Raw genomic sequence first — 19,901 nt, 5'->3', positions numbered from 1 at the left:
GCTACAAGACTGTGATTAAGTTCGATTCTGTAGAGCGGGCCATTGCGGACATCGCAGCCGGTAAGGCCGTGGTCGTCGTCGACGATGAAGATCGTGAGAACGAGGGCGACATTATCTTCGCCGCAGAGAAGGCAACGCCTGAACTTGTTGCCTTTATGGTTCGCTATTCCTCTGGTTACATCTGTGCACCGCTGACCGCCGAGGACTGCGAGCGTCTCAATCTGCCACCGATGGTGTCGGAGAATGAGGATGCCCGCGGTACCGCATATACAGTGACCGTGGATGCCAACACCGGTACGACCGGCATTTCCGCCACAGATCGTGCGAACACCATTCGTACTCTGGCTGACCCCACGTCCAGCCCGCACGATTTCACCCGACCGGGACACGTGGTTCCGTTGCGAGCTCGCGATGGTGGCGTCCTCGTCCGTGCCGGCCACACCGAGGCTGCGGTCGATCTCGCCCGCCTGGCAGGGCTTCGTCCTGCCGGTGTGCTGTGTGAGGTTGTCTCCGAGGAAGACCCGACCGGCATGGCTCGCGCGGAGGAACTACGTCGCTTCTGCGACGAGCACGATTTAGCGCTGATTTCCATCGAGCAGCTCATCGAATACCGTCGCCACAACGAGCACCTGATTGAGCGCGTTGTCGAAACCAAGCTGCCGACCGACTACGGCGAGTTCCGTGCCATTGGTTACCGCAGCCTTATCGACGGTGTCGAGCATGTCGCTCTCGTTGTGGGGGATGTGTCTTCCAACGATGGCCAGGATGTCCTCGTGCGTGTGCACTCCGAATGCCTCACCGGCGACGCATTGGGATCTCGCCGCTGCGACTGCGGTCAGCAGCTGCACAACTCCATGCGCATGGTCCACGAGGCAGGGCGCGGCGTCATTCTCTACATGCGCGGTCACGAAGGCCGAGGCATTGGTCTGATGCCGAAGCTGCAGGCCTACCACCTGCAAGATGAAGGCGCTGACACCGTTGATGCCAATCTCGCACTCGGTTTGCCGTCGGACGCCCGCGAGTACGGCACTGGTGCACAGATTCTGCAGGATCTTGGGGTCACCTCTATGGCGCTGCTGACGAACAATCCGACCAAGCGTGCCGGCCTAGGTGGTTATGGACTGGAGATGAGCCGCCGGGTACCGGTGCCAGTTGAGGTCAACGAGGATAACTTGAAATACTTGTTGACAAAGCGCGAACGCATGGGCCATGAACTTCCTTGGTTGGATGAGTACATGGAGACCCACGGCATGTCGACAGAAGGAGCACAGTAGATGAGTGGCGCAGGTCTTCCTGAAATTACCGTTCCCGATTCCACTGGTGTGACCGTCGGTCTGGTCACCTCTCACTGGAACGAGGAGATTACTGGGCAGCTTCGTCGTGAAGCGCTGTCCCAGGCCGAGGAGGTCGGCGCTGTAGTCACGGATGTGACTGTCGTCGGTGCTCTGGAGATTCCGGTTGTGGTGCAACAGCTCGCGCGAACTCACGACGCCGTGGTGGCGCTGGGGTGCGTTATCCGCGGTGGTACGCCGCACTTCGACTATGTCTGCGACTCGGTGACTGAGGGCCTGACGCGGATCGCACTGGACTGTGAAACGCCAGTTGGCAATGGTGTGTTGACCTGCAACACTGAACAGCAAGCAATTGATCGTGCCGGCGGTGAGGGCGCCGCGGAGAATAAAGGTCGCGAGGCCATGGCCGCAGCGCTGCACACCGTCGCAGTGTTGAAGTCCCTTCGTGAAGGTGGAGCTGAGTAAGAATGGGTAACTCCGAACGCCACAGCAATTCGACTGCCGTCGACACCGGTAGCGAAGACAAATGGCTGTTGGAAATCACCTCGCAAAAGCTGCGTCTGTGGGCGATTATCGCTGCAGTTGTGGTTTTCGCTATCCATATCTTCATGGGTATCGTGGTGGACTTTGGTAACACCGGAGCTTCGGTGACCGCTATCGACCAGCTGGCTTTCCCAATGATTGGTTTGATCATCGCCGGGGTAATCCTGCTGCTGACTCGGGCTCGCGTTCGCGTCAATGCCAGGGGTGTGGAAGTCCGCAATCTACTCAATGCGAAGTTTTACCCGTGGGTCGATATCTACGGCCTGAGTTTTCCAAAGAAGTCCCGCTGGGCTCGCTTGGAGCTGCCTGACTTTGAGTTTGTGCCGATGCTCGCGATCCAGTCGGCCGACGGCAGCCGCGTCGTGGAAGACATCCGCCGGTTCCGTGAACTTGAAGACGAGTTCATGCCGGAGGACTAACCCAAGGACACGTTTTAAGGACACCGTAAGTGACTGACCCTTCTCAGTACCGTCCCGCCCCCGGCACCATTCCCACGGAGCCGGGGGTGTACCGTTTTCTCGATTCAACCGGGCGCGTTCTCTACGTCGGCAAGGCGAAGAATCTCCGTGCGCGTTTGTCTAACTATTTCCAGGACTTAACTCGGCTTCATCCCCGCACCCGCCAGATGGTGCAGTCCGCTTCGAAGGTGACGTGGACTGTCGTCCACAATGAAGTCGAAGCGCTGCAGTTGGAGTACACCTGGATCAAGCGCTTTAATCCGCGGTTCAACGTGATGTACCGCGACGACAAGTCGTATCCGATGTTGGCCGTCAGCGTTGGAGAGCTGTACCCGCGGCTCTTTCTCTACCGAGGACCGCGCCGGAAGGGCGTGCGTTATTTCGGGCCTTATTCACACGCGTGGGCTATCCGAGAAACGCTCGACTTGCTTACACGAGTTTTCCCAGCCCGCACCTGTTCAAAGGGAGTCTTCAACCGGCAGCAAGCCCTGGGGCGGCCCTGTTTGCTCGGCTATATCGACAAATGCTCGGCGCCTTGTGTCGGCCGTGTCAGTGCCGAGGAACACCGCGAAATTGTCCGTGGTTTTACCAGCTTCATGTCGGGAAATACGGGCCCGGTCACGAGGCGCTTAAAAAAGGAAATGGAGGAAGCTGCCGGCGAGTTAGACTTCGAGCGCGCCGCTAGTCTGCGCGACAACCTCGCTGCCATCGACAAGGTCATGGAGCGGCAGTCAGTCGTGCTTTCCGACGCCGCCGATGCCGACTTTATTGCGCTGGCAACCGACGAACTGGAAGCGGCCGTGCAGATTTTCCATGTTCGGGCGGGACGTATTTACGGTCAGCGCGGCTGGGTAGTGGAGAAGTCCGGCGAGTACGCGACTACGGAGTTTCGAGAGGGAGAAACTGACCCCAGCTTGGGTGGGCTGCTAACGCAGTTCCTGACACAGTTCTATGGCGACGCCGCCAAGCACGCGGATGTCGACGGCGATGAATCAACCACTGCCGCCCAGGTTGTGCCACGCGAAATTCTCGTTCAGGCCACGCCCGACGATCTTGACGAGGTTACTGCATTTTTGACCGATATTCGTGGCACCAATGTAGATATTCGCGTCCCACAACGCGGTGACAAGCGGACGCTCATGGAGACCGTGCAGAAAAATGCAGCTGAAGCGCTACGCCAGCACAAGCTAAAGCGAAGTGGAGATCTAACTACTCGATCGCAGGCTCTCTCCGAACTCCAGGACGCGCTATTTATGGATGAAGCGCCGCTGCGCATCGAGTGCACTGACATCTCGCATATTCAGGGCACCGATGTGGTGGCCTCGTTGGTGGTCTTCGAGGATGGATTGCCCAAGAAGTCCGACTACCGCCGCTACCGAATCAAAGATGCAGCGGGTGACGGTCGCTCGGACGACGTCGGTTCTATCGCTGAGGTGGTGCGCCGTCGTTTTCTGCGCCATAACGAGGACAAGCTCGCCATGCCCGATGATGCAAGCGAGATGTTCGTCGAAGAGACGACTGATGCCGTCGATGAGCAGTCGCGGAGTAACCGCAAGTTTGCCTACCCGCCACAGTTGTTCATCGTCGACGGTGGTGCACCGCAGGTCGCAGCCGCACAGGCGGTCCTCGATGAACTCGAGGTCACCGATGTGACGTTGGTGGGGATTGCCAAGCGCTTAGAAGAGCTGTGGATTCCCGACGATGATGAGCCACTCATTCTGCCGCGCAATTCGGAGGCGATGTACCTTATTCAGCGAATTCGTGATGAGGCGCACCGCTTTGCCATTAATTATCACCGCCAGCAGCGCTCTAAACGCATGCGTTCTTCGGTGCTTGATGGCATTAAGGGGCTGGGGCCAGCACGCCGCAGTGAGTTGGTCAAGCACTTTGGTTCCGTTGCGGCGCTGAAGAAGGCCAGCGTCGAGCAGATCGAAGAAGTGGCTGGTTTCGGGCCGATGCTCGCGAAAACTGTTTACGATTACCTCCATCCAGACGAGAAGCCGTCAGATCCAAACTCGGATGTCGGTCCGGGAGAGTAGGCGTAGAAGTAGGTAAACAAGTGGCTAAAACCGCACTTGAAACAGTGCTAGGGGGTTTACTTCCGCTAGTAAAACCGAGAGCGGTTGGGCGGAATTGTATTAGAGTGATGGCATGATTACTTCGGGTTATTCCCCTCAGGCTGAAAAGTCACTTGTGTTGATTACCGGCATGTCCGGTTCCGGACGCAATACGGCCGCCAGCGTCTTGGAGGAGATGGGCTGGTATGTCGCAGACAACCTGCCACCGGAGTTAATTATGCGCATGGTCGAGTTGTCGTTTGAGGCGGACTCTCCAGTAGAGCGCCTCGCTATCGTCACCGACGTGCGCTCGCGCGCGTTCGCCGGCAGTTTGGGGGAGGTGCTCGACGGACTCCGCAATGAGGGGCGCCAGCCCTATGTCATCTTCTTTGATGCCAACGACGACACCCTCATCGCCCGCTACGACTCTGTCCGCCGCACCCATCCGCTGCAGGAAAATGGCACGCTTTCACAGGGTATTGCCGCTGAACGTCAGATGTTGCTGCCAATAAAGGGCATGTCGGATTTAGTAGTGGATACCTCTGACATGAGCGTGCACGATTTGCGCCGTGAGTTAGAGCATCAGTTGTCGGATACCGCTAGCAAGATTCAGCAGATCACCATCGAATCCTTTGGGTTTAAGCACGGTGCGCCGCGCGATGCCGACATGCTTTTCGACGTCCGTTTTCTCCCCAATCCCTATTGGGTACCTGAGCTGCGTGCGGGCCGCGGTACCAACAAAGCCGTGGCCGACTACGTGCTGTCCCAACCTGAGTCTCAGGGGTTTTTGGACAACGTCACAAACTTGATTGAATTGGTTTTGCCCGGGTACCGCCGTGAGGGCAAGGGTTTTATGACTATCGCTGTGGGATGCACCGGAGGCCATCACCGAAGTGTGGCCATGTCGGAGGCGCTGGCTAAGAAGCTCGAGGGAGTTTCCGGGATCAACGTCAACGTCGTCCACCGCGATATTGACCGCAACTAGCGGTTTTCGTGGAGGTGTAGAAATTGACATCAATTACCAGTCTGGGTGGCGGTCATGGTCTATTTGCCACGCTGAGAGCTGACCGTCAGGTTGCGGACCATGTCACAGCGGTGGTCACAGTTGCCGACGACGGCGGATCCTCGGGTCGCCTTCGTCGTGAGCTGGGGCAGATTCCCCCTGGAGACCTTCGCATGGCACTCGCCGCGCTTTCCGCAGATACGGAAAAAGGCGATCTGTGGGAAAAGACACTGCAGCACCGCTTTGGCGGAACTGGCGCACTGGCAGGGCATGCGATTGGCAATCTGATTATCGCTGGCCTCACCAGTGTGATGGGAAATGAAGTCGACGCGCTTGACGAAATTGGCCGGTTGCTGCAAATCCGGGGTCGCGTCGTGCCCATGTCGCCGATCCCGCTAGAGATTGAGGCCGAAGTCGTTGGCTTGGAGCAGGATGCTCGCGTTGTGCGTCAGGTCCGTGGCCAGGTCGCAGTGGCCACGACACCTGGCCAGGTGCGCCGAATCCGGCTGATTCCTGAGACTCCGCCGGCATCCGAGGAGGCCATTGAAGCTATCCTCAATGCCGATTTGGTGACGCTGGGTCCGGGTTCGTGGTTTACTTCGGTTCTGCCACATCTTCAGGTGCCCGGGCTGCGGGATGCTCTGCAAGAAACCAATGCCACAACCGTCGTGGTGCTGAATCTTGTCGCCGAGCCGGGGGAGACCGCCGGTTTTTCTTCCGAACGACACATCCATATGCTCACGCAGCATGCACCTAACTTGAAGCTCAATTACGTGCTTGTCGACGACAACACGCCGCTCGCGGATACCGAACGAGAATACCTGCAGCGAGCGGCGGATAGCCTAGACGCGCAGGTTGTCTTCGCCGATGTGCAAGAAGTTGATGACCACGGAGCTTTGACAGGTCGACATTCGCCGGAGAAGCTAGCTGTCGCACTTCGTCAGTTCCTCTAAAGCGTCCTGTCAATCGAGGGTTTTTATGCATTCTCCTGCGGGGATGCAGCAGGCAATCAACTAATTGCCACTCGATTGGTTCCGGATACTATCCTTGAGGTTTATTGCTAAAGCTCAAATGGGGTTAATTTCACCTAAATTAACCAGGCCCAAACCCAGCTCGTACACATGAAATGAGGATGGACAGCATCGTGGCATTGACGGCGAAGGTCAAAGACGAACTAGCCCGCGTGTCAGTTTCGCAGGAAAGCGCTCAGGCAGCGGAGATTGCGACCCTGTTCCGCTTCGCAGGAGGACTCCACCTGGTGGCAGGTTCGATTGTGCTGGAGGCTGAGTTGGATTCCGGCGCTGTCGCACGCCGCCTACGCTCCATGCTGGCCGAACTCTACGATGTCAAAGCCAGCCTCAATGTCTTGTCTCCCGGTGGCTTGCGAAAGACCTCGAAGTACATCGTGCGGGTAACCGATGGCGCGGAACTCGTCGTTAGGCAAACTGGCCTGATTGACTCTGCGGGACGTCCCGTACGTGGGCTACCACGCAAGCTGATTATGGGGCAGAAGATTGATCAAGAAGCTGCATGGCGGGGTGCTTTTTTGGCACATGGTTCGCTGACTGAGCCGGGGCGTTCCTCAGCTTTGGAAGTCACTGCTCCCTCTGCAGAAGCGGCACTTGCATTGGTGGGATGTGCTCGTAGACTCGGAATTACGGCTAAGAGCAAGGAGAATAAATCCCGCGGTGGCGATCGTGTAATCATCCGGGAGGGCGATGCAATCGGTGCGCTGCTGACGCGAATGGGAGCCCAGACTACTCGCCTGCAGTGGGAAGAACAGCGAATGCGTCGTGAAGTGCGAGCGACGGCCACTCGTTTGGCAAACTTCGACGATGCCAACCTGCGGCGCTCGGCTCGTGCGGCCGTTATTGCAGCAGCGCGAGTAGAGCGTGCTTTAGAGATTCTCGGTGACGATGTACCAGACCATTTGGTGTCTGCAGGACAGCTGCGCATCGAGCACAAGCAGGCTTCACTGGAAGAACTTGGGCAGCTGGCAAATCCGCCAATGACCAAGGACGCCGTCGCAGGACGCATCCGCCGTTTGCTCTCCATGGCGGACAAAAGAGCAAACGAACTCGGAATTCCCCCCACAACTGCAGTCGTTACAGACGAACTTTTTGACAAAGAAGTTGACGAGTAAAGCACCTGTTATGCCTAGTCAGGTGCGTAATTTTTGATAAATCTCCGTTTATTTGGGATTTTCGCACCAAACCACCGCTGCGCGAATGAAAAACCCAACGTACACTTCTGTAGTGAACCTGTTGGAGCGCAATCAGCGCCCTGACAAGTGGCATCGATTCGCCAATCCATTAAGGAGATTATTGTGACGGTTCGTGTAGGTATTAACGGTTTTGGTCGCATCGGCCGCAACTTCTTCCGCTCCCTGCTCGCTGCGGGCGCTGACCTGGAAGTCGTTGCTGTAAACGACCTCACTGATAACAAGACCCTGGCTCACCTGCTCAAGTACGACTCCATCATGGGCAAGCTTGACGCAGAGGTCACCTACGACGATGAGTCCCTCACCGTCAACGGCAAGCGCATCGCGGCATACGCTGAGCGCGACCCGAAGGACCTGCCGTGGGGCAAGCACGAGGTCGACATCGTCATTGAGTCCACCGGTTTCTTCACCGATGCCAACGCTGCCAAGGCTCACATCGAGGCTGGCGCCAAGAAGGTCATCATCTCCGCTCCGGCTAAGAACGAAGACGCAACCTTCGTTGTCGGTGTTAACCACACTGACTACGACCCGGAGAAGCACAACATCATTTCGAACGCTTCTTGCACCACCAACTGCCTGGCTCCGATGGCTAAGGTCCTGGACGACAAGTTCGGCATCGAGCGCGGTCTCATGACCACCATCCACGCATACACCGGTGACCAGCGTCTGCACGACGCTCCGCACAAGGACCTGCGTCGCGCCCGCGCTGCTGCACTGAACATTGTTCCGACCTCCACCGGTGCTGCAAAGGCAGTCGCTCTGGTTCTGCCGCAGCTCAAGGGCCTGCTGGACGGCTACGCACTGCGTGTTCCGACCCCGACCGGCTCTGTCACCGACCTGACCTTCACTGCGAAGAGCGAGGTCACCGTCGAGTCCGTCAATGCTGCCATCAAGGAAGCTGCTGAGGGCGAGCTCAAGGGTGTTCTGGGCTACAACGAGGACCCAATCGTTTCCAAGGACATCGAGGGCGACCCGCGTTCCTCGATCTTCGACGCACCGCTGACCAAGGTCATCGGCGATCAGGTCAAGGTTGTCTCCTGGTACGACAACGAGTGGGGCTACTCCAACCGCCTCGTCGACCTGGCTGTCTACGTCGGTGAGCGCCTCTAATAACTCACCTGGTTAATCCCAGACCCCGAACGGGCCGGGGTGGGTGCGCCTGAGTAGGGCACGCCACCCGCGGCCCGTTTTTTACACACTTTCACAAGGATTTCATTGAGATGACTGTTAAGACTGTCAAAGACCTGATCAACGAAGGTATTGAAGGCCGTTACGTCCTCGTCCGCTCCGACTTTAACGTCCCACTGAAAGACGGCGTTATCACCGATCCGGGTCGAATCGATGCTTCGCTGCCCACCCTGTCCGCGCTTGTCGAGGCCGGCGCCAAGGTCGTTGTTATGGCTCACCTGGGTCGCCCGAAGGGCGAGGTTAAGTCCGAGTTCTCCCTGGCCCCGGTCGCTGAGGCGCTATCTGAGCGCCTGGAGCAGTACGTCGCGCTCGCCGGTGATGTCTCCGGTGAGGACGCGCACGAGCGCGCTAATGGCCTGACCGAGGGCGATGTACTCTTGTTGGAGAACGTCCGCTTCGATCCGCGCGAGACCTCCAAGGACGAGGCAGAGCGCGCCGAGTTCGCAGCCGAGCTGGCTGCACTAGTTCCGGACGGAGCGTTTGTTTCCGACGGTTTCGGTGTTGTTCACCGCGCCCAGGCTTCCGTCTTCGACGTCGCTAAGAAGCTGCCGCACTACGCCGGCAATCTGGTTCAGGCTGAGCTTGAGGTTCTGCGCAAGGTTGCAGAGACCCCGGAGAAGCCGTACACCGTCGTGCTCGGCGGTTCCAAGGTTTCCGACAAGCTGGGCGTTATTGAGGCTCTCGCGCCGAAGGTTGACTCCCTGGTCATCGGCGGCGGCATGTGCTTCACCTTCCTGGCTGCCAAGGGCTACGCCGTTGGCGCATCCCTGCTGCAGGAAGAGATGATTGACACCTGTAAGGATCTGCTGGACCGCTACGGCGATAAGATCGTTCTGCCAACCGACGTAGTCGTGGCTGACAAGTTCGCTGCAGACGCTGAAAACAAGGTGGTAGACGCCACCGAGATTCCGGAAGGCTGGATGGGCCTGGACATCGGACCGGCTTCCGCCGAGGCATTCGGCAAGGTGCTCGCTGAGTCCAAGACTGTGTTCTGGAACGGCCCGATGGGCGTGTTCGAGATGGAGGCTTTCGCAGCTGGCACCCGCGAGGTTGCACAGGCCATCATCGATGCCACCACTAACAACGGTTGCTTCTCCGTCGTCGGTGGCGGCGACTCCGCAGCAGCAGTACGTACTCTGGGGTTGAACGAGGACGGCTTCAGCCACATCTCCACTGGTGGTGGCGCTTCGCTGGAGTTCCTCGAGGGTAAGACTCTGCCGGGCGTCTCCGTCCTGGAAGACTAAGATTTTTCCACCACCGGATTTTCATCGCTTAAAAATCCGCTAATTGATAGGGAAGTGAATTCCACCACTATGGCACGTACACCATTTATTGCTGGTAACTGGAAGATGAACCTGAACCATCTCGAGGCTATCGGTGTGGTGCAGAAACTCGCGTTCGCTCTGCCAAAGGAGTACTACGACAAGGTTGACGTCGCTGTCATCCCGCCGTTTACCGACCTGCGTTCGGTCCAGACTCTGGTTGAGGGCGATAAGCTCGGCGTCACTTACGGCGCGCAGGATGTCTCAGTCCACGAGTCCGGCGCTTACACCGGCGAGATTTCCGCATCGATGCTGGCAAAGCTCGGCTGCACCTGGGTCGTCGTCGGTCACTCCGAGCGTCGCGATATGCACGCAGAGGACGATGAGCTGGTCGCAAAGAAGGCCAAGGCAGCACTGCGCGAGGGCATGAACCCAATCGTCTGTGTCGGCGAGCCGCTGGAGGTCCGAGAGGCCGAAGAGCACGTCGAGTACGTTGTCTCTCAGGTCAAGGGCTCCCTGGCTAATCTGACCAACGCTGAGCTGGCCAAGACCGTCATCGCTTACGAGCCTGTCTGGGCTATCGGCACCGGTAAGGTCGCATCGGCTGCAGACGCGCAGGAAGTCTGTGCAGCTATCCGCGAGACCGTCGCAGAAATTGGGGACGCGAACATCGCAAAGGAGATGCGCATCCTCTACGGTGGTTCCGTCAAGGCCGAGAACGTCGCTGAGATCGTCGGCAAGCCCGACGTCGACGGCGGCCTCGTCGGTGGCGCTTCGCTCGACGGTGAAGCATTCGCGAAGCTCTGCGCACTTGCTGCAGATGCCGCTCAGAACGCCTAAGTGCATATAAATTCAGAACAACTGATAAGATAGGCGCCATGCGCGACCCCGGATTGGTTTTATTGATTCTCATAAAACCGATTCGGGGTTATTGCCTTTAGGCGGACTCAATCCAGGCACACCGACTGGCAATAAGTCAGCGCAATACATTTCCCGAGGCTTTCCACTTCGAATGCCCGGCAATTTTCAAAGGACGTGCTCAATGAACGAACAAGTACATGGTGACACTGACCGACACACTGCAAGCAATGAGCAATCCTCTTCGACCGCTACCGCGAAGCAGCAGGACTTGCTCTGGGAGGATATTCGCCACCTGGGTCGAATTCTTGGGCAGGTAATCCGCGAGCAAGAGGGTGACGAGGTCTTTAACCTGGTCGAAAATGCTCGCCGTGCAGCCTTCGAACTCCATCGTGGCGATGGCGACATCGAGAAGCTCACCGGCCTCTTCCGCGATATTGACCCTGCCGAGGCAAGCCCTGTCATCCGTGCTTTCACGCACTTCGCACTTTTAGCTAACCTCGCTGAGGATTTGCACGAGGAGCTGGGCATCGAGGCATCTCTCGATGCTGGCGATCCGCCGCAGGACTCCACGCTGGAAGCAACATGGCAGAAGCTTCGCGACGCCAAGGTTTCCAGCAGCGCCATTGCGGATATGATGGACCACATTGAGGTCGTCCCGGTTCTGACCGCACACCCAACGGAAACTCGTCGTCGCACAGTGTTCGATGTGCAGAAGCACATCACGGCCGCAATGCGGCGCCGCCACGAGATCCAGGCAGCCCCGATGAATGCGCGCACCGCGGACCGACTCGCTGAGATTGATGCCGATATCCGTCGCCGGATCCTGACGCTGTGGCAAACGGCTCTGATTCGCATGAACCGCCCGGATATTCGCGACGAGGTCGAAGTTGGTCTTCGCTACTACCAGCTTTCTCTGCTGGAAGCTGTGCCACAGATTAACCGAGACGTCGTCAAGCACTTGCGTCAGCTCGGCGGCGACAAGCTGCCGGCTAATCCAACCATTCGCATGGGTTCGTGGATCGGCGGTGACCACGACGGCAACCCATACGTGACGGAGGAGACGCTGCGCTACGCCTCCGATAGGGCAGCGGGTACGATCCTGCGTCACTACTTCTCGCAGTTGCACCTGCTGGAGCGCGAGCTCAGTCTCAGCGACCGCCTGACCAAGGTCACCGTAGATTTGGTCGGCTTGGCCAGCCGCGGCCACAATGACGTACCAAACCGCGAAGATGAGCCGTACCGTCGTGCGGTTCACGGTATCCGCGGTCGCGTGGCGGCAACAGCGGTGAACTTCTTCGACGAGTCCATCATTGAGGGCGACTGGTCGGAATTCACTCCGTATGACAGCGCCGAGGAGCTACTTGAAGAGCTCTCGATTATCGACGACTCCCTGCGGTCCAGCCACGATGACCTCATCGCCGATCACCGCCTGCGCGACCTGATGGATTCAGTGGAGGTATTTGGTTTCCACCTGTACTCGATTGATATCCGCCAGAATTCGGACTCTCATGAGGAAATCCTCACCGAGCTGTTCTCCGCTGCCGGTGTGGTGGACAACTACGCGGGATTGAAGGAAGCCGACAAGGTCGAACTGCTGACCAAGGAACTGCAGTCCTCCCGTCCGCTGGTTTCGACTTCCGCAGATCTTTCCGAAGCTACGGCTCGCGAGCTAGGCATTATGCGTGCGGCATCTCGTGCGGTGCGCAAGTACGGTCACGACGCGGTACCGCACTGCATCATTTCGATGTGTACATCGGTCTCCGACCTGCTGGAGCCGATGATTCTGCTCAAGGAAGTCGGTCTGATTCGCCCGAATGGCTCGCAGCCGACCGGTTCTGTTGACGTCATCCCGCTGTTCGAAACCATCGAAGACCTGCAGGCTGGTGCCGACGTCCTGCGTGCTGCGTGGGACATTCCGGTCTACCGCGCATACGTGTCCGCACGCGGAGATCTGCAGGAAGTCATGCTCGGCTACTCCGACTCCAACAAGGACGGCGGGTACTTCGCTGCAAACTGGGCGCTTTACGACGCGGAGGTCGCCATCGTGGCAGCCGCGAAGGACAACGACATTCGCCTGCGTCTCTTCCACGGCCGCGGAGGTACCGTTGGCCGTGGTGGCGGACCGTCCTACGAGGCAATTCTGGCGCAGCCGTCGGGTGCAGTCCAGGGGTCGGTGCGTATCACCGAGCAGGGCGAGATTATCTCTGCCAAGTACGGTCACCCTGCAGCGGCACGCAGGAACCTCGCCGCACTTGTTTCGGCAACGATTGAGTCGACTCTGCTCGACGTCGATGACCTGAAGAACCCAGCTCGCGCCCACGAGATTATGTCGGAGATTTCCGACATGTCTCGCGAGGCCTACTCGAAGCTCATGCACGAGGACCCGGGCTTTATTGACTTCTTCACGTCGTCGACCCCGGTCGATGAGATCGGCAGCCTGAACATCGGTTCGCGTCCGACTTCACGCAAGCAGACCCAGACCATTTCTGACCTGCGCGCAATTCCGTGGGTACTGTCCTGGTCGCAGCAGCGTTCTATGGTGCCGGGCTGGTTTGGTGTCGGCTCTGCACTGCAGGAGTGGATCGGCGAGGACGAAGACGGTTCCCGCCTGGCTGAGCTCCGTCAGCTCAACGAGATTTGGCCGTTCTTCAATTCGGTGCTGTCGAACATGGCGCAGGTCATGTCCAAGGCTGACCTGAACCTGGCGCGCGCCTACGCTAGCCTGTGCCAAGATAAGACCGACGGTGAGCGCATCTACGGCATCATCAAGGCTGAGTTCGACCTGACTTTGGAGATGTTCCTGAAGGTAACCGGGTACAAGCACCTGCTGGAGGACAACCCGCTGCTCAGGCGCTCGGTGGACATGCGCTTCCCGTACCTCATGCCGCTGAACATCATCCAGCTGGAGATGCTGCGTCGCTACCGTGCCGGCGATAATCGCGACAAGGTGCGTCGGGGCATTCAGCTGACCATGAATGGTCTGGCAACTGCACTGCGCAACTCCGGCTAGGAATTCGCCTAGGGATACGGCTAGGGATACCTAGCCAGCGGAGCAATTGCGCTAGTATAGTTGGAGTTCTTAAAGAAGCGACGTTTCAAAAGGAAGTGCGCGTGTACCTCGCCATTCAGATTGTCCTGGTCATCACATCCATCCTGATGACGCTGTTCATCCTGCTCCACAAGGGTAAGGGTGGCGGACTGTCCAGCCTCTTTGGTGGCGGCATGCAGTCGAATCTGTCCGGTTCGACTGTGGTGGAGAAGAACCTTGACCGCGTCACTATTGTGACCGTGATTATCTGGTTGCTCTGCATTGTCCTGTTGCTGCTGTTCAATACTTTCGGCTGGTAGGTTCCGCACGCAGCACGCCCCACCGCAGGCCTTTAAGCAATAAAAATTCCCGTCGATAGCATTTCGCTTATCGGCGGGAATTTGCTGTTTCTGGGCTGTTAGCGGTGAAGCGGAAGCCTAGAGCTGCGCAGCCGCAGCATCGTCAACAAAGACAACGGTTTCTTGTGCACCGCGAACCCCGGCCGCCGGCCACTGCGCTGGGTCGTCCTGGTGAGCGATAGCTGCAATTGCCTCAGCCTTTTCACCGCCCGCTACAAGTAGCCACACACGCTGAGAGCTGGCGATGGCCGGCATCGTCAACGTGATGCGGGTCGGCGGTGGCTTCGGGCAGTTATGCACGTCCACGACCAAGCGTTCCTGCTCAGCCAGCGCTGCGGTATGTGGGAAAATCGAGTTGATGTGTCCCTCTCCGCCCATACCGAGAAGGTGAAGGTCAAAGCCATTTGGAGCCTTCTCCCGAACGATAGCTTCGTAGCTTTCGGCGGCCTCCGTGGTGGTCACGCCGCTGTCGGCAGCGGCAAACTCGAAGATGTTTTCCTCCGGTACGCCGACAGGAGACAAGAGACGCTTACGAGCAGCCAACGCATTGCGATCTGCCGAGTCGGCAGCGACAAAGCGTTCATCTCCGAAGAACACCAGGACTCGGTTCCAGTCGATGTCTCCGGAATCGTCGGCAAGCGCACTGAGCAAAGCGGTACCCGCGCCGCCACCGGTGAGAACGACGCGTACGAAACCGTCATCGGTGACCGGAGAGGCGTTGCCATGTAGGACGGCGACAACCGCATCGATGAAGCGCTGACGTGCAGCCTCGACGATGCCCGCCTGGTCAGCGGCGCGGTGGAACTGAGGGGCAGGGACGGTATTCGACGCGTTATCGGTGGTCACTTGTCAGAGACTCCTGGTTCGTTAGCGAAGCTAGTTGTTGTGGACGTCGGAGGTTGCATTCCCACCGTGTGAATCTGGCTGAGGCCACGCAGGGCACGTCCGTAGGCAGTATCGTGGTCGAGGTGACGCAGCTCCTCTGCCAAACATTCGGAGCGTATTGGACGCGATACTGCAACCTTGAACGGGGGCTTTTCTCCGTTGGTGACCGATGCAGTGGTGGCGCTTTCAATATCGATACGCAAAGTCTGGCCATTTTCACGCTCAAAGGCGACGGAGGTCACCGGTGGCTTGGCGCGGCCCTTTTCGTCCACCGGAATCTTCTTCTCACCGGTGGAGTAACGGTTGACCGGCAGCCCCAGGCGATCTGCCAACCATCCGGCGGCGACCTCGACCGATGGCGAGTCCTGTGGGCCGTAGATGGACACGGAGGTCACCGGCGAGTGCGGCGGCAAGTCGAAAGCGGATGCCAACACACCGCGCCAGTTCGTCAGCCGCGACCAGCTCAGGTCGGAATCGCCGGGCGTGTAGCCCGTACGGCGCGTGTAGATAGCGTTGCTATTCGGGTCACACAGTGAATCGGTGATACGGCGCTGGGCAATCCGGCCGATTGGTGTCGCCGCTGGGACCTGCGGCGCCTCAGACGGCCACCACGCCACGACCGGTGTATCCGGCAGCAACAGAGGAGTCACCACAGAGCTGTGGTGCTGACCAATCTCTCCGGACATGTGCATAACGACGATCTCAGCGGCACCGGCATCACCACCGACGCGGAGCTCCGCGTCAAGGCGATTGTCCAGGCGTGGATCATCGGAGACCAATACCAGCACACGGGATGGGTGCTCGCGGGAAACGGAGTTGACCGTGGAAATAATGTTTTCCAGGTCGTCTTCGCTTTTGGCCAAAACAATCAGGGTGAGGACACGGCCCGTGGTGACGATGCCGCCCTGCTCTCGAAGCTGCACCAACTGACGAGCAATGCTCGCAGTGTCAGTGTCTGGCAAATTGACAATCATGAAAGTGTTCTTTCTGTCAGAAAATTCTTAAGAACTGAGAGGTCGGCAACCTATGGCCGTCGCCAAGCGCGACCGTCGCGCTCGAGCATGTGGTCGGCGGAGGAAGGCCCCCACGAACCTGCGGGGTAGCCCTCGGGACGACCGCGCTTGGCCCAGTACTCGATGATGGGGTCAAGAATCTTCCAGGACAGCTCGACTTCCTCGTTGGTGGGGAAGAGGCTGGCCTCGTCGAGAAGCGCATCCAGAATTAGGCGCTCGTAGGCCTCTGGCGACTGCTCGGTAAACACCTCGGAGTAGGAGAAGTCCATGTTGACATCGCGCACTTCCATGGCCGAGCCCGGGACCTTCGAGCCGAAGCGCATGAGCACGCCCTCGTCTGGCTGAACACGGATGACCATTGCGTTCTGGCCGAGTGCGGCAGTCATTGTCTCTGCGAAGGGCAGGTGAGGTGCGGACTTAAAGACAAGCGCAATTTCAGTGACGCGGCGGCCGAGGCGCTTGCCGGTGCGCAGGTAGAAGGGGACACCGGCCCAGCGACGGGAGTTGATCTGCAGCGTACAGGCGGCGTAGGTCTCGGTCGTGGATTCGGGGTCGAAGCCTTCCTCATCGCGCAGCCCTGGCACGAAGTTGCTGCCCTGCCAATCCGCCGTGTACTGGCCACGAGCGGTGTATTTCGAAAACGGACGCACTGGCTCGACGGCACGCAGAACCTTGATCTTTTCCGCTTGCAGCTCTTCCGGGGTAAAGGCGATGGGCTCTTCCATTGCCACCAGCGCCAGGAGCTGGAGTAGGTGGTTCTGAATCACGTCACGAGCTGCACCAATACCGTCGTAGTAGCCAGCGCGACCGCCCAAACCAATGTCCTCGGCCATGGTGATCTGGACGTGGTCAATGTAGTGAGAATTCCACATCGGATCGAACAACTGGTTGGCAAAACGCATGGCCAGAATGTTCTGGACGGTTTCCTTGCCCAGGTAGTGGTCGATGCGGAACACAGCGTCTTCTGGGAAGACCGAGTTCACAATCCGGTTGAGTTCCTGAGCGGAGGCTAGGTCGTGTCCGAATGGCTTCTCAATAATCACGCGACGCCAATAATCCTCGCCCGACTGCGCCAGCCCCGAACGATCGAGCTGATGACAGACATCGGGGAAGTTAGCTGGCGGAATGGACAGGTAGTAGGCCCAGTTGCCAGCGGTGCCGCGGGAGCGATCGAGCTCCTCAAGTTGTGCGGCCAGGCGATCGAAGGCCTCGTCATCGGTGAAGGTACCGGTGACAAAGTGAATGCCCTCAGCCAGGCGCTGCCAGACACTCTCACGGAAGTCTGTGCGGGCGCCCTGTTCCACTGCGGTGCGCACATAATCCTCAAAGTCCTGTTTCGACCATTCGCGACGACCGTAGCCAACTAACGCGAAGGAGGCAGGCAGTAGACCGCGGTTGGCCAGATCATAGATGGCAGGCAGAAGCTTCTTTCGGGCCAGATCGCCCGTCACTCCGAAAATCACCATGCCACCCGGGCCGGCAATACGCGGCAGGCGTTTATCCTGCGGGTCGCGCAGCGGGTTGATGTATCCGTCGTGGTTGGTGCTGTCGTCTCCGTTGTGCGGAGAGCTGGCAGTAGGGGAGTTCGAATCGTTGCGTTGCAGAGAATCACTCACGGTTTACATAATGTCATATCGAGAAAAGTCCGGTGGAATCGTTTCCGATTCCTCCGATGGGGCCTTGACGGACCCCTTTCTTCTGCCATAGGTTTATGACCTAGGTGGTATACCCATAAACCACGGAGGTGGATATGCAGGCGAAGGAGGCGGACCCTCGGCCCATCTACGTCCAGATCGCCGAGGATCTGAAATCAATGATTTTGTCCGGGGAGCTCTCGGCTGAGGATCGTGCCCCTTCAACCAAGGAGCTCTCGGAGTTCTATCAGGTCAACCCAACCACGGCCGCCAAGGCCATGACGGAACTGTCGATGGTGGGGCTTGTGGAGAAGAAAAGAGGACTCGGCATGTTTGTCACTCCAGATGCCCGTGAGCGCATTCGCGCTGAGCGTCGTGAAGCGTTCCAGCGCACCTACATCGAGCCATTAAAAGTGGAGGCCGGCATTCTCGGCCTCACGCTCCACGACATCATCGCCATGCTGGAGGAGGAGAAATGAGCATCTACGGCGTGATTGGCCCCAACGGCGCCGGCAAGACTTACTACCTGCGTACCCTCGCGCAGATGCCTACGGCGGCCCTGGCGAAGGCTGCACCCGACACCCAGGTCTTCGGTGCCACCCCGCGCGAATATTTCCAGATCCTGCGCACCGGCTGGGATCAGCTCGATGTGCCCCACGCGGAGTCCCTCCTCGATTTCCCCGCTGACACCCCTATCAAAAAGCTCAGCCTGGGCCAGCGCCAGCTGCTTATCGCCGCTGCCACCCTGGCATCGGGCAAGGAAGCATTGCTTTTCGACGAGCCCTTCAACGGCCTCGATGTCGAGCACCGCGCCACATTGCGCGGCATGCTTATCGACTCGGCCGAATCGGCCAACCTTGTGGTCACCTCGCAGCACTCCCAGGATCTAGCCGGCCTAGTCGACACCTTGATTGTCATCCACAAGCAGGATGCGTACGGGCCCTATGACGTCGATAAGCTGCGCGCTAGCCATCCGGTGCTGCGCGGCCCTACGGATCTCGTGGCGCAGGTGGCCGGCCCAGTGCTCGCTAAGAAAACCCTCGGCGAGCGCTGCGAGGCAATCCTGTCTACAGAGCTCAGTTCGTCTGCCGCTGCGCATGCCCGCGCCCTCGGCGTTGAGGTGAGCTACCTCGACCCCGCGGCCCTCATCGACCTCGCAAGCACCTCCTCCTACATCGAACGGAGCAAGAAATGAGCACCGGAGCTTTCATCGCGACCAACAAGAAAACCTTCCTCGGTGTTGCCGCCGTGGCCATCCTGTACTCGGCCTTCGGGCGCATGCTCGTAGGCAGCGGAACCGGCAACACCTTGCTTGGCATTATCGCGCTGGGCATCCTCTTCCTCATCACAGCCCGGCGTTCGGTCACCCTGCGTGACTACGGCGTGAGCATCGCCCGCTGGGTACGCTCCGCAATCATCGCAATCTTGGGCACATCGTTGGTGGCTACCGCCTTCATCGTCACGGCGATGGTCATCGAACAGAACAAGTCCGGTTACTACCGCGGATTCGATAGCTTCATTGTCACCTCCGGACCGGCCCTGTTTCCGGACACTAACGGGGAGCTGTACATGATTGAGGATTCCGGGCAGAACTACACCACAGTTCTGCTCACCGCGCTGTGCGTCTTCTTGAGCTTCCTCATGGCTACCGTGGCGAGCACCGCAGTCGGCACCGTCGCCGGCGCGAAGGGCACTCGTGCAGGATCGATCACCATTGGCCTGGCCCTGGTCACGCTCTTCCTCTTCAGCTATCTGCTGGACGTGACCGACTCCGTACCGGGCGCCCCCTGGCCGGCTGTGCCGATCTTTGCCTCAATCATCACCGTAATCTCTGCGTTCGTGATGGCCTGGGCATTAAAGGAAGAGAAACGCCCGCTGCCCACTGTGCGCCCCGCCTTCGCCGCGTCCTAGCTCCATTAAAAAAGCTCCCCTGCGCGGGGAGCTTTTTCATGTCCAACGTTGAACATGCGGGTTAAGTAACACAACAGGCGAACCGAAACTGACAACCCCAAAAGTTACGGGCTGCAGATGTGAAACTGTGCAAGTTTATGACACCTTCAGGCTATTTTTCGGGCGGTAGGGTCAGGCGGTCATTGC

At 58.7% G+C, this 19,901-nt stretch carries 18 protein-coding genes; 15 read left to right on the top strand and 3 right to left on the bottom strand.

All coding sequences use genetic code 11. The features are described from left to right. The first annotated feature begins 11 nt into the window (after nt 1-11). The 12 genes from HMPREF2562_RS03000 to secG all read left to right on the top strand — a co-directional run bounded on the left by HMPREF2562_RS03000 (nt 12) and on the right by secG (nt 14,233). Nucleotides 12-1,274, top strand: coding sequence for a bifunctional 3,4-dihydroxy-2-butanone-4-phosphate synthase/GTP cyclohydrolase II (locus HMPREF2562_RS03000; protein ID WP_049190747.1), 1,263 nt, complete (start codon nt 12-14; stop codon nt 1,272-1,274). Beyond that, the gene (gene ribH / locus HMPREF2562_RS02995; protein WP_049190744.1) at nt 1,275-1,757 is read left to right on the top strand and encodes a 6,7-dimethyl-8-ribityllumazine synthase; all 483 of its coding nucleotides are present in this window, start codon (nt 1,275-1,277) and stop codon (nt 1,755-1,757) included. A gap of 2 nt (nt 1,758-1,759) precedes the next feature. Continuing rightward, nucleotides 1,760-2,254, top strand: coding sequence for a PH domain-containing protein (locus tag HMPREF2562_RS02990; protein WP_016422727.1), 495 nt, complete (start codon nt 1,760-1,762; stop codon nt 2,252-2,254). A gap of 29 nt (nt 2,255-2,283) precedes the next feature. Further along, nucleotides 2,284-4,332 (top strand): excinuclease ABC subunit UvrC, encoded by a 2,049-nt coding sequence (gene uvrC, locus HMPREF2562_RS02985; RefSeq protein ID WP_016422728.1) that lies wholly within the window; start codon nt 2,284-2,286, stop codon nt 4,330-4,332. 112 nt (nt 4,333-4,444) lie between these two features. After that, nucleotides 4,445-5,335 carry an RNase adapter RapZ gene (rapZ, locus tag HMPREF2562_RS02980; RefSeq protein ID WP_005510809.1) on the top strand — a complete coding sequence of 297 codons (891 nt, stop codon included), beginning with the start codon at nt 4,445-4,447 and terminating at the stop codon, nt 5,333-5,335. Between the two features lie 23 nt (nt 5,336-5,358). Continuing rightward, complete coding sequence (gene yvcK, locus HMPREF2562_RS02975; RefSeq protein ID WP_048731879.1) at nt 5,359-6,306, top strand: gluconeogenesis factor YvcK family protein; 948 nt, start codon at nt 5,359-5,361, stop codon at nt 6,304-6,306. A gap of 191 nt (nt 6,307-6,497) precedes the next feature. Further along, on the top strand, nt 6,498-7,496 hold the full coding sequence (gene whiA, locus HMPREF2562_RS02970; protein WP_049190810.1) for a DNA-binding protein WhiA: 999 nt from the start codon (nt 6,498-6,500) through the stop codon (nt 7,494-7,496). Between the two features lie 183 nt (nt 7,497-7,679). Further along, nucleotides 7,680-8,684, top strand: coding sequence for a type I glyceraldehyde-3-phosphate dehydrogenase (gene gap, locus HMPREF2562_RS02965; RefSeq protein ID WP_048731894.1), 1,005 nt, complete (start codon nt 7,680-7,682; stop codon nt 8,682-8,684). Nucleotides 8,685-8,794: 110 nt separating this feature from the next. Continuing rightward, nucleotides 8,795-10,006, top strand: coding sequence for a phosphoglycerate kinase (gene pgk, locus HMPREF2562_RS02960; RefSeq protein WP_049172950.1), 1,212 nt, complete (start codon nt 8,795-8,797; stop codon nt 10,004-10,006). Between the two features lie 69 nt (nt 10,007-10,075). Further along, nucleotides 10,076-10,864, top strand: coding sequence for a triose-phosphate isomerase (tpiA, locus tag HMPREF2562_RS02955; protein ID WP_049172948.1), 789 nt, complete (start codon nt 10,076-10,078; stop codon nt 10,862-10,864). A 202-nt stretch (nt 10,865-11,066) separates the two neighbouring features. Next, nucleotides 11,067-13,895 (top strand): phosphoenolpyruvate carboxylase, encoded by a 2,829-nt coding sequence (ppc, locus tag HMPREF2562_RS02950; RefSeq protein ID WP_070549604.1) that lies wholly within the window; start codon nt 11,067-11,069, stop codon nt 13,893-13,895. Nucleotides 13,896-13,996: 101 nt separating this feature from the next. Beyond that, on the top strand, nt 13,997-14,233 hold the full coding sequence (gene secG, locus HMPREF2562_RS02945; protein WP_005510775.1) for a preprotein translocase subunit SecG: 237 nt from the start codon (nt 13,997-13,999) through the stop codon (nt 14,231-14,233). A 117-nt stretch (nt 14,234-14,350) separates the two neighbouring features. Here the strand turns inward: secG and pgl are convergent, their stop codons facing one another. From pgl to zwf, 3 genes are read right to left on the bottom strand one after another with little or no spacing between them, the layout of a single operon-like run. Further along, nucleotides 14,351-15,118, bottom strand: a complete 768-nt coding sequence (pgl, locus tag HMPREF2562_RS02940) for a 6-phosphogluconolactonase (RefSeq protein WP_070549603.1) — start codon at nt 15,116-15,118, stop codon at nt 14,351-14,353. Further along, on the bottom strand, nt 15,115-16,131 hold the full coding sequence (locus tag HMPREF2562_RS02935; protein ID WP_070549602.1) for a glucose-6-phosphate dehydrogenase assembly protein OpcA: 1,017 nt from the start codon (nt 16,129-16,131) through the stop codon (nt 15,115-15,117). Before HMPREF2562_RS02935 ends, pgl begins: the two co-directional genes overlap by 4 nt. Before the next feature lie 50 nt (nt 16,132-16,181). Beyond that, nucleotides 16,182-17,786, bottom strand: a complete 1,605-nt coding sequence (gene zwf / locus HMPREF2562_RS02930; RefSeq protein WP_016422737.1) for a glucose-6-phosphate dehydrogenase — start codon at nt 17,784-17,786, stop codon at nt 16,182-16,184. Nucleotides 17,787-17,920: 134 nt separating this feature from the next. Here zwf and HMPREF2562_RS02925 point away from each other — a divergent pair, with 134 nt between their 5' ends. From HMPREF2562_RS02925 to HMPREF2562_RS02915, 3 genes are read left to right on the top strand one after another with little or no spacing between them, the layout of a single operon-like run. Further along, nucleotides 17,921-18,283, top strand: a complete 363-nt coding sequence (locus HMPREF2562_RS02925; protein WP_070549601.1) for a GntR family transcriptional regulator — start codon at nt 17,921-17,923, stop codon at nt 18,281-18,283. Continuing rightward, entirely contained in the window at nt 18,280-18,999 is a 720-nt protein-coding gene (locus tag HMPREF2562_RS02920; protein WP_049193710.1) for an AAA family ATPase, read from the top strand. The genes HMPREF2562_RS02925 and HMPREF2562_RS02920 overlap by 4 nt, the downstream gene beginning before the upstream one ends. Further along, nucleotides 18,996-19,715: a hypothetical protein gene (locus HMPREF2562_RS02915; RefSeq protein WP_049193708.1), complete on the top strand. Its 720-nt coding sequence runs from the start codon at nt 18,996-18,998 to the stop codon at nt 19,713-19,715. Before HMPREF2562_RS02920 ends, HMPREF2562_RS02915 begins: the two co-directional genes overlap by 4 nt. Nucleotides 19,716-19,901: the final 186 nt, after the last annotated feature.

The organism is Corynebacterium sp. HMSC077G07 (assembly GCF_001809225.1).
GTDB classification, from domain to species: Bacteria; Actinomycetota; Actinomycetes; order Mycobacteriales; family Mycobacteriaceae; genus Corynebacterium; species Corynebacterium jeikeium_D.
Note: the sequence above shows the minus strand (reverse complement) of the source record. Positions and strands in the feature narration are given on the sequence as shown.

Excerpts from the sequence above, each read along its gene's own strand:
- ribH (WP_049190744.1), top strand. The coding sequence starts at position 1,275 with ATGAGTGGCGCAGGTCTTCCTGAAATTACCGTTCCCGATTCCACTGGT.
- HMPREF2562_RS02990 (WP_016422727.1), top strand. The coding sequence starts at position 1,760 with ATGGGTAACTCCGAACGCCACAGCAATTCGACTGCCGTCGACACCGGT.
- rapZ (WP_005510809.1), top strand. The coding sequence starts at position 4,445 with ATGATTACTTCGGGTTATTCCCCTCAGGCTGAAAAGTCACTTGTGTTG.
- pgk (WP_049172950.1), top strand. The coding sequence starts at position 8,795 with ATGACTGTTAAGACTGTCAAAGACCTGATCAACGAAGGTATTGAAGGC.
- tpiA (WP_049172948.1), top strand. The coding sequence starts at position 10,076 with ATGGCACGTACACCATTTATTGCTGGTAACTGGAAGATGAACCTGAAC.
- ppc (WP_070549604.1), top strand. The coding sequence starts at position 11,067 with ATGAACGAACAAGTACATGGTGACACTGACCGACACACTGCAAGCAAT.
- HMPREF2562_RS02935 (WP_070549602.1), bottom strand. The coding sequence starts at position 16,131 with ATGATTGTCAATTTGCCAGACACTGACACTGCGAGCATTGCTCGTCAG.
- HMPREF2562_RS02925 (WP_070549601.1), top strand. The coding sequence starts at position 17,921 with ATGCAGGCGAAGGAGGCGGACCCTCGGCCCATCTACGTCCAGATCGCC.
- HMPREF2562_RS02920 (WP_049193710.1), top strand. The coding sequence starts at position 18,280 with ATGAGCATCTACGGCGTGATTGGCCCCAACGGCGCCGGCAAGACTTAC.
- HMPREF2562_RS02915 (WP_049193708.1), top strand. The coding sequence starts at position 18,996 with ATGAGCACCGGAGCTTTCATCGCGACCAACAAGAAAACCTTCCTCGGT.